Source organism: Paracandidimonas soli (genome assembly GCF_004342005.1).
Taxonomy (GTDB): Bacteria; Pseudomonadota; Gammaproteobacteria; order Burkholderiales; family Burkholderiaceae_B; genus Paracandidimonas; species Paracandidimonas soli.
Genome location: NZ_SMBX01000005.1, coordinates 233,434 through 246,376, shown reverse-complemented (window position 1 = coordinate 246,376; position 12,943 = coordinate 233,434). Strand labels below are relative to the sequence as shown.

At 64.6% G+C, this 12,943-nt stretch carries 16 protein-coding genes; 9 read left to right on the top strand and 7 right to left on the bottom strand.

The window, feature by feature from the left end; genetic code table 11:
* Nucleotides 1-47 precede the first annotated feature (47 nt).
* Nucleotides 48-1,001 (bottom strand): tripartite tricarboxylate transporter substrate binding protein BugE, encoded by a 954-nt coding sequence (locus tag EV686_RS12085; protein WP_377748312.1) that lies wholly within the window; start codon nucleotides 999-1,001, stop codon nucleotides 48-50.
* A gap of 335 nt (nucleotides 1,002-1,336) precedes the next feature.
* Between EV686_RS12085 and EV686_RS12080 the strand changes: the two genes are divergently transcribed.
* Nucleotides 1,337-2,014 (top strand): HAD family hydrolase, encoded by a 678-nt coding sequence (locus tag EV686_RS12080; RefSeq protein ID WP_165972589.1) that lies wholly within the window; start codon nucleotides 1,337-1,339, stop codon nucleotides 2,012-2,014.
* Nucleotides 2,015-2,026: 12 nt separating this feature from the next.
* Here EV686_RS12080 and EV686_RS12075 read toward each other — a convergent pair whose 3' ends face one another.
* Entirely contained in the window at nucleotides 2,027-2,500 is a 474-nt protein-coding gene (locus tag EV686_RS12075) for a DUF4880 domain-containing protein (protein ID WP_165972588.1), read from the bottom strand.
* Between the two features lie 143 nt (nucleotides 2,501-2,643).
* Here EV686_RS12075 and EV686_RS12070 point away from each other — a divergent pair, with 143 nt between their 5' ends.
* A complete protein-coding gene (locus tag EV686_RS12070) occupies nucleotides 2,644-2,859 on the top strand; it encodes an oxidoreductase-like domain-containing protein (protein WP_132477187.1) in 216 nt (71 codons plus the stop codon).
* A 246-nt stretch (nucleotides 2,860-3,105) separates the two neighbouring features.
* On the opposite strand, the gene EV686_RS12065 is transcribed toward EV686_RS12070, so the two are convergent.
* Complete coding sequence (locus tag EV686_RS12065) at nucleotides 3,106-3,396, bottom strand: DUF2218 domain-containing protein (RefSeq protein ID WP_165972587.1); 291 nt, start codon at nucleotides 3,394-3,396, stop codon at nucleotides 3,106-3,108.
* 160 nt (nucleotides 3,397-3,556) lie between these two features.
* Between EV686_RS12065 and bfr the strand changes: the two genes are divergently transcribed.
* A complete protein-coding gene (bfr, locus tag EV686_RS12060; protein ID WP_132477185.1) occupies nucleotides 3,557-4,021 on the top strand; it encodes a bacterioferritin in 465 nt (154 codons plus the stop codon).
* A gap of 43 nt (nucleotides 4,022-4,064) precedes the next feature.
* Here the strand turns inward: bfr and EV686_RS12055 are convergent, their stop codons facing one another.
* Nucleotides 4,065-4,613 carry a cytochrome b gene (locus EV686_RS12055; protein ID WP_207901755.1) on the bottom strand — a complete coding sequence of 183 codons (549 nt, stop codon included), beginning with the start codon at nucleotides 4,611-4,613 and terminating at the stop codon, nucleotides 4,065-4,067.
* Between the two features lie 127 nt (nucleotides 4,614-4,740).
* Here EV686_RS12055 and EV686_RS12050 point away from each other — a divergent pair, with 127 nt between their 5' ends.
* On the top strand, nucleotides 4,741-5,715 hold the full coding sequence (locus EV686_RS12050) for an arsenic resistance protein (RefSeq protein WP_132477184.1): 975 nt from the start codon (nucleotides 4,741-4,743) through the stop codon (nucleotides 5,713-5,715).
* A 49-nt stretch (nucleotides 5,716-5,764) separates the two neighbouring features.
* Here the strand turns inward: EV686_RS12050 and EV686_RS12045 are convergent, their stop codons facing one another.
* Nucleotides 5,765-6,064 (bottom strand): copper-binding protein, encoded by a 300-nt coding sequence (locus EV686_RS12045; protein WP_132477183.1) that lies wholly within the window; start codon nucleotides 6,062-6,064, stop codon nucleotides 5,765-5,767.
* 77 nt (nucleotides 6,065-6,141) lie between these two features.
* On the opposite strand from EV686_RS12045, the gene EV686_RS12040 reads away from it, so the two are divergent.
* Nucleotides 6,142-6,681, top strand: a complete 540-nt coding sequence (locus EV686_RS12040) for a cob(I)yrinic acid a,c-diamide adenosyltransferase (RefSeq protein WP_132477182.1) — start codon at nucleotides 6,142-6,144, stop codon at nucleotides 6,679-6,681.
* Between the two features lie 66 nt (nucleotides 6,682-6,747).
* On the top strand, nucleotides 6,748-7,272 hold the full coding sequence (locus EV686_RS12035) for a carboxymuconolactone decarboxylase family protein (RefSeq protein WP_132477181.1): 525 nt from the start codon (nucleotides 6,748-6,750) through the stop codon (nucleotides 7,270-7,272).
* A gap of 68 nt (nucleotides 7,273-7,340) precedes the next feature.
* Here EV686_RS12035 and pmbA read toward each other — a convergent pair whose 3' ends face one another.
* Nucleotides 7,341-8,711 carry a metalloprotease PmbA gene (pmbA, locus tag EV686_RS12030; protein WP_132477180.1) on the bottom strand — a complete coding sequence of 457 codons (1,371 nt, stop codon included), beginning with the start codon at nucleotides 8,709-8,711 and terminating at the stop codon, nucleotides 7,341-7,343.
* Between the two features lie 96 nt (nucleotides 8,712-8,807).
* Here pmbA and yjgA point away from each other — a divergent pair, with 96 nt between their 5' ends.
* From yjgA to EV686_RS12015, 3 genes are all read left to right on the top strand, one after another.
* Nucleotides 8,808-9,386, top strand: coding sequence for a ribosome biogenesis factor YjgA (yjgA, locus tag EV686_RS12025; protein ID WP_132477179.1), 579 nt, complete (start codon nucleotides 8,808-8,810; stop codon nucleotides 9,384-9,386).
* Nucleotides 9,383-10,057: an alpha/beta hydrolase gene (locus EV686_RS12020; protein WP_132477178.1), complete on the top strand. Its 675-nt coding sequence runs from the start codon at nucleotides 9,383-9,385 to the stop codon at nucleotides 10,055-10,057. The genes yjgA and EV686_RS12020 overlap by 4 nt, the downstream gene beginning before the upstream one ends.
* A gap of 124 nt (nucleotides 10,058-10,181) precedes the next feature.
* On the top strand, nucleotides 10,182-10,373 hold the full coding sequence (locus tag EV686_RS12015; RefSeq protein ID WP_132477177.1) for a YqaE/Pmp3 family membrane protein: 192 nt from the start codon (nucleotides 10,182-10,184) through the stop codon (nucleotides 10,371-10,373).
* Between the two features lie 19 nt (nucleotides 10,374-10,392).
* On the opposite strand, the gene EV686_RS12010 is transcribed toward EV686_RS12015, so the two are convergent.
* Complete coding sequence (locus tag EV686_RS12010) at nucleotides 10,393-12,858, bottom strand: bifunctional acetate--CoA ligase family protein/GNAT family N-acetyltransferase (protein WP_132477176.1); 2,466 nt, start codon at nucleotides 12,856-12,858, stop codon at nucleotides 10,393-10,395.
* Nucleotides 12,859-12,943 lie beyond the last annotated feature (85 nt).

Below are 12,943 nucleotides of genomic sequence, written 5' to 3'. Positions count from 1 at the left end.
CGAGGAAGGCGCGGTACCGTCCAACGACGGCTCCGCGCTTCATCCGATCAGTTCAGCGTGATCTTGCGCTTGGCCACGATGTCCTTGGCCCAGTCGTACTGCTCCTTGATTTCCTTGGCAAACTCTTCCGGCGTGTTGCCCGAAGGAGCCGCGCCCTGCTTCTCCAGCGTTTCGATGACGGCGGGATCCTTCAGCGCCACCACGGCGGCGTCGCGCAGCTTCTTCACGATTTCGTCAGGCGTGCCCTTGGGAGCCAGCAGGCCGTACCATGCGGGCTGGTTCAGCTCGGGATAGCCCTCTTCCGCCAGCGTGGGGACGTCCGGCAGCGCAGCCAGGCGCTCGGGCCATGCGATGGCCAGCGCGCGCAGATTGCCCGCCTGGATCTGAGCCATGGAAGAAGGCAGGTTGTCGAACATCAGGTCGATCTGGCCGCCCACCGCATCAGTGACTGCGGGACCCGAGCCCTTGTACGGTACGTGAATGGCATCGGTGCCTGTCGACAGCTTGAAGGCTTCGCCGAACAAGTGAAGAATCGAGCAGGTGCCCGAGCTGCCATGCGAGTACTTGCCCGGATTGTCCTTCAATATCTGGACCAGTTCCTTGAAGTTCTTGGCGGGGAACTTGGGATTGGCTTCGATGACGTTGGGAACGTTGGCGAAGTTGGTGACCGGGACGAAATCCTTCAGCGGATCGTATGGCAGATCGTTGGGTCGGCAGGCCGAGTTGACCGCCATGGTGGATACTGTGGCGATCGACAGGGTGTAGCCGTCCGGCTTGGCGCGCGCTGCTTCGGCCGCACCGATGGCCCCGCCTGCGCCGCCCTTGTTTTCCACGACCAGGGTCTGGCCCAGTTCCTGCGCCATGCGCTGCGTGACGATGCGGGCCACGATGTCAGTGGAGCCGCCCGGCGCAAACGGCACGATCACGCGGATGGGCTGGCTGGGATAGTCGGCAGCCTGCGCGGCTGTCGTGCCCAATGCAGTCGCAATACCTGCAGCCATCGTCAGTACAGCAAAGTTCTTTCGAATAATCGACATGTTTTTATCTCCGAAGATTATGTGGGGGCTTGCGCGGTCGGCGCAGAACCCACGTCATACATGCTTGAGGCGCCCCGGTCGGGCGCATCAGACATCTGCGGAGGGAAGCATAACAGCAAACGATAAATTCCACATAGCAAAGTAAGGTCAAAGATCGAGGCAAATGCGGGCCTGTCCGGTAAAGATCAGGGCAAATACGGAGTGGATGGAAAACCGGGCGGCCAATCGTTCGCGCCGCAACCCCGCTGTCACGTTCCCGGGCGATAATGCCGGACTCATCCTTGCATCCCCTCTTCCTCATGTCAAAGGCACACAGTATTTCCCGTTTCGCTTCCCTCGTCTTCGATCTTGACGGCACGCTGGTCGACAGCGCCGCAGACATCACGACCGCCATGAGCATGACAATGACGGCCCTGGGGCTCCCGCCCCTGCCGCAGGGCTACATCATGCCCAACCTGCACAGCACTGCCGACACCATCATCGGCGATGTCTTCCGCGACCTGGGACATCCGCCGCCCGAAGACATGCAGGCCACGCGCGCGCTGTTCTACGATCATTACGCGCGGTTCGGCCATGCCACGTCGGTACTGTATCCCGGCGCGCGAGAGTTCCTGCGGTCATGCGCCGACAGAGGGCAGAAGCTGGCGATCTGCACCAACAAGCGGGAAAACACGGCACGCGAAGTCCTGGCACTGCTGGACGTCCTCGATTGTTTCCAGGCCATCACGGGCTGCGATACTTATGAGGAGCCCAAGCCGTCGGCGGTCCCTCTGCTCAGGACGCTGGAACGAATGGGAGTGTCGCGCGATGAGGCCGTTTTCTTTGGCGATACGCAGGCGGATGCGGAATGCGCGCAGCGCAGCCAGGTGGGCTTCGCTCTGCACCGGCCCGGCTACGGAGCGCAAGCGGCAGCACGCTTCCCGCGCCTGCTGGCCTTCGATCATTATTCCGAGTTCGGCCTGCCGGCAAACGCCTGAGCCGGGCCGGACTCAAGCCCCCTGTGCGCCGTGCTTGCTGAAAACCGCGCCGAATTCCGCGGCGATGTCCTCGTGGTTCATGGCGCGCAGGCGCATGCAGACGATCTCGACACGTGCCCACGCCCTGCGCCGGATATCCGCCTGATCCAGCCAGGAGCGCCAGCGCTGCTGGTCATGCTCACTGGCATCGTCCCGTGTCAGCCGGGCGAACCAGGCGCTGGCCTGGCTGAGGCTGTCGTCGATCTGCTGCCTGGCGTAGGGGCAATTTCCGGGGCAGCATTTATCCAGCACCAGGCTATCATCGTAGCGGCAGCGCCGGATGCAGCCCAGCATGGCTTGCTCGACGCCCTTGCCGACCGCCGCGTCGGAAACGCCGAAATGCGAGGCGATCTCGCGCCTGCGCATGCCTTCGCGCTGCTGCAGCAACAGCGCCTGCGCCAGTTGCGGCGGTGGTCCGCTACGGAACAACCTCGACAGGAATTGCATGACAGAAGGCTCCGAAATCCAGGAAGCGCGATTCGCTTTCGACTGCCGGCGGCATGGCGCCGCCATAGGAAAATATAATGAGAACGATTCCTATTTTATATTGATAGCGTGAAAAAGCAAGTTTTTGATGTTGCGAGGAAACAATGGCAGAAACCGATATGCCTGACGGCCCTCGGCCGGTACCGCCGGAGCCTCCAGGGCCGAATGAATGCTGCGAAAGCGGGTGCGATCCCTGCGTGCACGACTTGTACGCCGACGCACTGCGTGAATACCGTGCCGCGCTGTCGGCCTGGGAGAAGCGGCGCGCGGGCGCCGCGGCGCCTCCCCGGCGGGATGCCGATCCCACAGACAAAACCTAGGACCTGTTAACCTTAAAAGGAGCCTCACATGCCCACGTTCACGCAGCGCGGCGAACCCCAGGAGCACAGGCCCGCTGCGCTGAAGCGGGTCATGCCGGCCATCTATTCGCATCCAGCGCGTGGTGAGTCACTCCCGCCTGAAGTCGGGAGCTTCCTCGCCACAATACGGGGGCGCCTGCGGCGCCACATGAACACTGCCTCGCTTGACCTCGTCGTGAACGACGAGGCTTGCGCTTGGGCGCGTGGTCAATCATCCTTGTGTTCCCAGGCCGGCTCGGAAAGCGGCTCGCGGTTCATGCGCCGGATGTGATTGTCGAAGATGGGAGCCATGCGCCTGACGCCTTCGGTGTCCGGGCCTTCCAGCACGACATCCAGGCCGTCGTCCACGACCCGCATCCGGCAGCGCACCGGATCGAACCACACTTCGCCCTGGCTATCGTCAAAACTGACTTCGAAGCGATGCCCCCAGTGCTTGCACAGGCGCAGGATGAGGCGGGCGGGTTCATTCGTGATGTAGCGGGCAATGGATTGCGGCATTGATGGCTCCAGCTTGCAGGCGATATCCGGCCTGCCTCGGGACCGCACACTATAGGCCATCCTCCGTCGCGCTGTCACCTTCCTTGCCGCCGTTTTTCCGCTACTGGGCCCGTCCATGGCATATACTTTCTACACTTACTCAGTTTCACAGGCAAATCAAATGCAAGGCAATCCTGACGTCATCGACTACCTGAAGCAGTTGCTGCGCGGCGAACTGGCGGCGCGAGACCAATACTTCATCCATTCCCGCTTCTATGAGCACCTGGGCTTCACGAAGCTCTACGAGCGCATCAATCACGAAATGGAAGAAGAAACCCAGCATGCCGACGCCCTGCTGCGCCGCATCCTGATGCTGGACGGCATCCCCGACATGCGTCCCAACGCATTCGAGCCGGGCACAGACGTACCTGGCATGCTGCGCAAGGATCTCGAACTGGAATACGAAGTGCGCGCCGCCTTGCGCAAGGGGATCGAGCTGGCCGAGAAAGCCAGCGATTTCGTCACGCGCGACATCATCCTGGCGCAATTGCGCGACACCGAGGAAGACCACGCCTACTGGCTGGAACAGCAGCTAGGCCTGATCGAGAAGGTGGGCCTGGAGAACTACCTGCAGTCCCAGCAGTAAGCATCGGCGCAGGTCCCGCCCCGAAGGCGGGACCCGTCTGAAATCAGGCTTTGCCCGCCATCTTGCTCAAGGTGCCATCGCGCATGACGAAGTGATGCACCAGCGCCATCGCCACATGGCCGACGATCAATGCCAGCAATGTCCAGCCGAGCAGGCCGTGCACGGCATTGGCCGGCGCCATCATCCATTCGATCTTCTCGCCCGTCTGCTCGAAAACCCGGATACCCCAGGGCGCAAATCCTCGTCCCGAGCCGTATGCGCGCAGCAGCGCCAGCGAGGGGATCAGGATCATCAGCAGATAGAGCGCGCCATGCCCCCAGCGTGCCAGGGTGCCCAGCGCCGAGGGCTCGTAGGCTGGACGACTGTTGCGGTTGGCGAATGCCCAGACCAGGCGCAGCACGGCCAGTAACAGCAGCAGGAATCCGATCGGTGTATGCGTCCTGACAAGGGCGCTGTCGGCCGGCGAAAGATCGAGCGTCACCTTGTAGATCATGATGGAGAGTTGCCATATGAGCAGCGCCGCCATGCTCCAGTGCAGAACCCGGCTGATACGCCCATAACGTTGCGAATCATCTTGCCATGAACTCGTCACTATGCACTCCTTGAGAATATAACCATGCTTACAGTAAGTTGAATAGTACATTGTTGCTTTGTGCATGGACAAATCAAGGCAAATCGCGCATCTTCCACCACGCATCGCCAGCCATCCCCCCATCCTCATGACCGACAGCCCATCCCTGCAGAATTTTCTGGAACGCCGCCAGATTCCGATCTATCTCGCCGGCATGCTGGCGGGCCTGCCCGCGGGGTGGCTGCTGCCCGCGCCGGCATCCATGGAAGCCATCCTGAATCCCGCACTGGCGCTCATGATGTTCGCCACATTCCTGCAAATACCGCTGGCCAGACTGCCCCAGGCGCTGCGGCAGGGCAGGTTCCTGTGCGCGCTGCTGCTGGCGAACTTCGTCTTCGTCCCGCTGCTGGCCTGGCTGCTGCTGCCCATGGCGCCAGCGGATCCGCACATACGCTTCGCCATCGCGCTGGTGCTGCTCGCGCCCTGCATCGACTACGTCGTCGTATTCTCGCACCTGGGCAAGGCGGATGCGCGCCTGCTGCTGGCGGTCACTCCCGTGCTGCTGATCGCACAGATGCTGGCGCTGCCCGTGTTGCTGCATTATGTCTTCGGCATCGGCGTCGCGGCCGCGCTGGATCCTGAGCCGGTCGTGCGCGCCTTCGCCTGGATCGTCGCCCTTCCCCTGCTGGCGGCCTTCCTGGCCCAATCGGCCGAGAAGCGCTTCCGGCCTGCCCGCGCCGCCTTCCAGCGCCTTGCGCTGCTGCCGGTTCCGGCGACGGCGCTGGTGCTGTTCATCGTCATCGCGATCGCCCTGCCCCAGGCAGGCGCGGCGCTACAGTTCGCCTGGCGGATCGTGCTGGTCTATGCGATTTATGCGGCGCTGGCGCCGCTGGCGGGATGGGCGGCCGCAAGGATGCTGGCGCTGCCTGTGCAGCAACAGCGCTCCGTCGCCTTCAGCGCCGCGACACGCAACTCGCTGGTGGTGCTGCCGGTGGCCGTCGCCATTCCAGAGGCCGGCCCCCTGGTCGCCTCCGTGATCGTCATGCAAACGCTGGTGGAACTGGTGAGCGAACTTCTTTATATACGCTGGGTCCCCCGGCTGATCCGGCAACGGCAAGACTGACCGCGTCGATGCGCGGATCGTTGCGCCCGCGGCGAGACAAGACGCTGCGCTACTTGGAGATCTTCGTCACCACGTAGCGGTCGTTCTCGCGCTTGGCCGTGAACTTGATCTTGTCGCCCGGACTCAAGCCCTGCAGCAGCGGCGGCTGCGCATGATAGACCAGCGTCATGGCCGGCAACTCCAGATCGGAGATTGCGCCATGCTTGATGGTGATCCTCCCGGCTTGCGCATCGACGCGGCGTACCTCGCCGGATGCCGTGGCCTCCTGCGCCGCGGCCGGCGCGGCCACGAATGCCGCCAGGGGAGCCGCCAGCAGAACAGACAGACATATCCTTCTGACCAGACTCATTGCCATACGCTACACTCCCGTGAAACCAGCCATGCCCGTCATGGCCGTCTCTTTACTTTACTACCATAAGGCATGCGATGGCGACCCGACTTTCCATCATCACCACGCGCACGGGCGACCAGGGCTCCACCGGACTGGCCGACGGCTCGCGCCGCGACAAGGATGACCTGCGCATCGCAGCCCTGGGAGACGTCGATGAGCTGAACAGCGTCATCGGCCTGTGGCGCACGGAGCCGCTGCCCGCCGATATCGACGGCCTGCTGAAGCAGGTGCAGAACGACCTGTTCGACATGGGCGCCGAACTGGCGATTCCCGGACACGCCGCGCTGACTCAGGCGCACATCGCACGCCTGGAGGAACGGCTGACCCATTACAACGCCGGCCTGCCCACGCTGGCGGAATTCATCCTGCCGGGAGGGACGCGCGCCGCGAGCCTGGCCCATCTTGCCAGGACGACATGCCGCCGCGCTGAGCGCACCGTAGTGTCGCTGCGCCGGGCCGAGGACTTCGCTCTTGCCTCGCAGCAGTATCTGAACCGGCTGTCCGACCTGTGCTTCGTGCTGGCCCGCTGTCTGAACCGGTACGCCGATCACCCCGACACGCTCTGGCAGCGCTGAGCACGACGGGCGCCCGAATCTCCCTGCATCCGCACCGGCCCAATCTCATCCAGAAAGGAACCCAGCATGGCACGCCTTCCCTATGCAGACCTGTCCCGGCCCGACACCAAGCCCCTGGTGGACCGTATCGTCGCAGAACGCGGCAGCGTCCTGCATCTTTACCAGATGCTGCTGCACAGCCCCGACATCGCCCAGGGATGGCTGGCCCACCTGACCGGCATACGCCAGAAAAGCAGCCTGTCCGGCGACCTGCGCGAACTCGTCATCATGCGTGTCGCCATCTTGAACAACGCCCCCTACGAAGCGGACCAGCATGCTCCCATCGCGCTCAAGGAAGGCGTGACGCAGGCGCAGCTCGATGCGCTGCCCGACTGGGAGTCGTCCGATCTGTTCGATGCGCGCACACGCGCTGTGCTGGCCTACACCGACGCCATGACCTGCCACGTGCAGGTGCCGGACGACGTATTCGAGGAAGTGCGCGGCCATTTCGACGACAAGCCGCTGGTCGAGGTCACGGCGACTATCGCCACCTACAATATGGTGTCGCGCTTCCTGGAAGCGCTGCAGGTGCATTCGCACGACGAGCGCTGAGCGCGGACCGCCGCGTTCGCGCGCATCGTCCCCGGCGGCGAAGCGCTCCGGGGACCCATCCGCCCAGGCTATTGGCCGGCGATTGCCATCTGCTCGATCAGGACGGAGCCGCTGGACTTCGCACCGCGCGTGCAGACATCCGATCCCACGGCGACGATCTGGGTCAGCATCTCGGCCAGGTTGCCGGCGATCGTGATTTCCTCGACGGCATGCTGGATCTCGCCGTTCTCCACCCAATAGCCGAACGCGCCGCGCGAATAGCCGCCGGTCACGTAGTTGACGCCCTGCCCGATCAGCTCGGTTACCAGCAGGCCCGTGCCCATCTTGCGCAGCATGGCGGAAAAATCGTCCTGCGGCTGTGTCAGCCTGGATGTGAGCGTCAGGTTGTGCGACCCGCCCGCGTTACCCGTCGTCTGCATGCCCAGCTTGCGCGCGGTATAGGTCGACAGGAAATATCCCTGCAATATGCCGCCCTGCACGACATCGCGCGCCTGCGTGCGCACGCCCTCGCTGTCGAACGGCGAGCTGCCCATGGCGCCGGCGACGTGCGGATCCTCATGGACATCCAGATGGTCGGCCATGACGCGCTTGCCCAGGGAGTCCAGCAGGAAGCTGGCCTTGCGGTACAACGCGCCGCCGCTGACGGCCTGCACCAGCCCGCCCAGCAGCCCCAGCGCCAGCGGCGCCTCGAACAGCACGGGAAAGCGACCGGTGGGGATGCGCCTGGCCGACAAGCGCGACAGGGTGCGGCGCGCCGCATACTGGCCCACGGCCTCGGGCGAGGCCAGCGAGCGCCAGTCCCGCGCCGCCGTATACCAGTAGTCGCGCTGCATCTGGTCGCCATGCGCGGCGATGGGGGAAACCGACAGCCCATGGCGCGTGTAAGGGTACCCGCCCATGAAACCGCGCGTATTGGCAAGGACGAAATGTCCCTCGTAGGTATCGACGGATGCGCCTTCGGTATTCGTGATGAGCGGGCTGACCACGCCCGCCGCTCGCTCGGCGCGCACGGCCAGCGCGGCCGCGTCTTCCGTGGAAAGGCTCCAGGGATGGTGCAGGTCGAGCGGCGACATGTCGCCCTTGGCCAGCAAGGCCTCGTCCGGCAGGCCGGCCGCCGGATCCTGCGCGGTATAGCGCGCAATGTGCCAGGCCGCCTCCACGGTTTCGCGCAGCGCCTTGGGCGTAAAATCCGACGTCGAAGCCGAACCTCGCGAAGTTCCGGCAAACACCGTGATATCCAGCGACCGGTCGCGGGTCTGCTCGACCGTCTCGATATCCTGCCTGCGCACCGTAACCGACAGGCCCCGGCTCTCGGACACGTCGACGACGGCGTCCGACGCCCCCAGCGAAGTGGCATGGCGCAAGGCGTCCTGCGCCAACTCCTGGAAGCGCGCCTGGTTTTCCTGGATGGGCAAATGGGTGTTGGGCTGTGTGCTCATTGCTGCTCTTGAAAGGGTTTTTGGCCTATTGGCGCGAAAAGGGATGCCGGCCGGTTATCATAGCCAATTGGACACTATTTTTTCACACATTCAGTGATGGCAAACACTCCTGCCGATTCTCCGGACGAATTTTCCCCCGACGACTTCTACGGACGACCCAGCAAATCCCAGGTAAAGCGCGAAATGCTCGCGCTGCAGGACCTGGGCAAGCAACTGGTCGACCTGTCCTCCGACCAGCTCAAGCGCCTGCCGCTGGGCGATGAACTCCACGACGCCATCCGCCTGGCGCAGCGCACCACCAGCCGCGAAGGCCGCCGCCGCCAGATCCATTATGTCGGCAAGCTCATGCGCAAAGCGCCCGCCGAGGCCATCCGCAATCAGCTCGATATCTGGAAGAATGGCTCGCGCGCCGAGGCCGCCGCCATGCACAGGCTGGAAGCCCTGCGCGACCTGCTGCTGCGGGACGACCAGGCGCTGACACAGCTGATCGACGACTATCCCCAGGCCGACGCCAAGCTGCTGCACGGTCTGGTCCGCAACGCGCGCCAGGAAGCCAGGAAGAATGCCGCGCTGCTGCAGGGACAGGAGCCGCAGCGCAAGCATTACCGCGCCCTGTTCCAGGCGCTCAAGCAACTGGACAAGCTGGACGACGAAACACCAACGGAAGCACAATGAGCACCGACACACTGCTGGACTGCATCGAGATCGAAACCGCCCCGAATCCCACGCACGCCGTCATCTGGATGCACGGCCTGGGCGCGGACGCCAATGACTTCGCCCCCCTGGCCACCGAGCTGGGACTGTACGACAGCCCCGCCGTGCGCTTCATCTATCCCAACGCCAGGGTGCGGCCCATCACTATCAATGGCGGCATGGCCATGCGCGGCTGGTACGACATCTACACCCCCGAGTTGATCCGCCGCGAAGACACGCAGGGACTGCAGCAATCCCAGCGCGACGTGCAGGCCCTGATCGCCCGGGAAAACGCCCGGGGCATTCCCTCCGGCAACATCGTGCTGGCCGGGTTCTCGCAAGGCTGCGCCATGACGCTGCAGACCGGCCTGCGCCATCCGGAAAAGCTGGCCGGCCTGATGGGGCTTTCGGGCTACCTGCCGCTGGCATCCACGCTGGAGGCCGAGCGCCACCCCGCCAATCAGGACACCCCCATCTTCCTGGCCCACGGCACGGTCGACCCGGTCGTCACGATCGACCGCGCCGAGGCATCGCGCCGCCTGCTTGAAAATGCCGGCTATCAGGTCCAGTGGAAAACCTACCCGATGCCGCACACGGTATGCCCAGAGGAGCTGGTGGACATCGCCCGCTTCCTGCGCCACGTGCTGGCCTGAACAGGCGACGAGCCATCGTCCGCCGAAACGGTCCGCACCGGAGAAGCGCCTCTTGCTTCGTGGCGCTCCCCCGGTGTAAAAACCGCATGCAATCATCCCATACGCCTCACGGAGCCACTCTCCCATGCGCCTTCTCATCGCCCTGATCCTTCCCTGGCTGACGTTCTTCACCATCGGACGCCCGATTGCCGGCATCATCTGCCTGATCCTGCAGATCACGCTGATCGGCTGGGTGCCCGCGGCCATCTGGGCCGTCTATGCGCTGAGCCAGTACAAGACAGACAAGAAGATCGAAGCCGCGCTGGGCCGCCGCTAGGGCTGCCCGCCCGCGCCGCTCACTGGCGGCGGGTTTCCCCGAGGTCCAGCCAGACGCGGCGCATGCCCGGATCGTCGGGATCCATGTCGTTGCTGAAGCCGAGATACGCCATCAAGCCCAGCATGGGGCTGTTGCCGGCCAGCACCCAGCCGTCGATATACGTCAGCCCCTGCTCCTGCGCGGCCTCGATCAGGCCCCGCATCAGCTCGGCTCCCATGCCGCAACGCTGCCAGTCGTCGCCGATCACCAGCGCATACTCGGCGCCGCGCCCGTCGGGATTGCGCAGATAGTGCGCGAATCCGACGATGCGCTCGCGCGGATGGCCACGATTCGCGGGATTGGGCTCCTTCACCGTCGCCACCAGCGCCAGCTCGCGGTCGTAATCGATGCGCGTATAGCGCGACAGCATGTGCGGCGTCAGCTCGCGCAGCATGGAGACGAAACGCATGTAGCGCGTCTTGTCTGACAGGCTGCGCATCAGTTCCTGCAGCGGCTCCGCGTCTTCGGGACGTATCGGCCGCATCAGCCAGCGCCGGCCGTCCTTCAGGGTTTTCTCGCGCACCAGATGGCGAGGATAAGGGTGGATGGCCAGGTGCCGGTAGCCGGTCGTTTCCGGCAGCACCAGCATCGACGTCGAACTCAGCTCCATCCTGATGCCGCCGGCCGCCAGATGACGTTCATCGGCGTACAGGGGATCCAGCGTCAGCGACGCGATGGTCGGCAGCTCGCAGACCAGATCGGAAATGCACTCCAGCGTCTCCTGCAGCATATCGAATGCGGCCGGCGTCATGCTCCGGGACAGCTCGCGGCGCCACAGGCCGCTGCGCTCCACAAGCTGCCGCGCCAGGAAACGATTCAACGGAGGCAGTTCCATGCCTGACTGCGCTTCCTCGCCCGACATGGCTCCGCCGCCGCGTCCGAAGCATATGTAGGGACCGAACAGCGGGTCTCGCCTAACCCTGATGGACATGGGCGGCATGTCGCCGTATCCGTCCGGCGAGTCCGCCTCAGGCAGCCATTGCACAGGAACGTCGAAGCAGGCCAGCACCTGCCTGCACTCCCGCGGACCCAGCGCCTGCCTGTGCTGGCGCTGAGCCTCGCGGACAATAGCCCTGGCCTCGTCCACCCTGGCGGGCCGGCCCAGCGCTTCCGGCGGCAATATCTGCTGCGCCAGCATCTGGCTGTAATGATGCATCGTCAGCGTTCCGAATGCGCCGGCCGCCGTTTCCGGCGTACGGAAGGAGGGCGCGCCCGCGCTGTCCATGACGTGGCGCAGGCGGCGCATCTGGGAGTCCCCCATGAAGCAGGTGATGAGCGGCTTGCCGGCCCGTGGCGCAATCCGGGCCAGTTCATCCACGACTCCGTCCAGGTCCGACAGCGGATCCGGCGACAGCAGCACAAGGATGCCGTCGACATCGGCATCTTCCTGCAGCAGTTGCATGACGCGCGCCATGACCTGCGGCCGCAGCGGTGCGAACGACACCACGGGATTCGCCGTTTCGGCTCCGCGCTCCAGCGTTTCCTGCAATTGCTTGCGCGTCGCCAGTGAAAGTCCGGCGCGCAGCACGCCGGTAGGCCCGAGCACATCCAGCGCCAGCTGCGCGGGACCATTGCCGTTCGAGAATACGGCGATGCGCCGCCCCTTGGGGCGATGCGCATACCCCAGCACCTTCAGCGCCGAAAACAATTGCACGAAATAGGGGACCCGGACCGCGCCGGTGCGGCGCAGCACCGTATCGAATACCGCGTCGTGCTGCCCTCCTGGCTCGTCGCGGCCATGGCCGGACTTCAGCACGACGACAGGCTTCACGCTGGCGGCGGCCCGCAGCGCGCTGGAGAACTCCCGCGCCGAGGCGATGTCCTCCAGGTACAGGGCGATGCTGTCCGTGCGCGCATCCATGGCCAGGTAATCCAGCACGGCGGCCACATTGACGGAGGCCTCGTCGCCCAGGCAGACGACAGCGGAAAATCCCAGCTTCACATCGTCGGCCCAATCCATCACGGCGGCCGCAATGGAGCGGGACTGCGTGACCAGGGCCACCTTGCCTGGCAGGGCATGCGGCGTATCATGGCTGAGATTCAGGCCCAGGGACGGACGCTGCACACCGAAGGACCTGGGACCGATCAGCGCGCAGTCATGCAATCGCGCCCAGCTGCGGCAATAGGCGGCATCCTCCATCGGATCGGCCGATTGATCCGGATGCGACAGCACCACCATGCAGCGCGGCCTCAGCGGACGCACGGCATCGCATACCTGCGGCAGCCGCGTCGGCGACACGCATACCAGCGCCAGGTCCAACCGCCCTCCCGGCATGGGCAGCGAAAGCGGCTCCGGCAGCGACACCTCGCCACTCGCCTCAAGCAGCACCTGCACCAGCCTGCCGCGCAATCTCGCACCCGCCTCCCGGCCGGCGGGAAGATCGATATCGCTCAGGACAAGTACGGACTGCGGCTCGAACAATGCGGCCAGACGATGCCTCGGCATGCCATGCTCCCGAAACGGTAAAATACCCCGTTATCTTACGTGCAATCCGGCCTTGCGGGCGATCGCCCGCCGCACCGGCCATCCC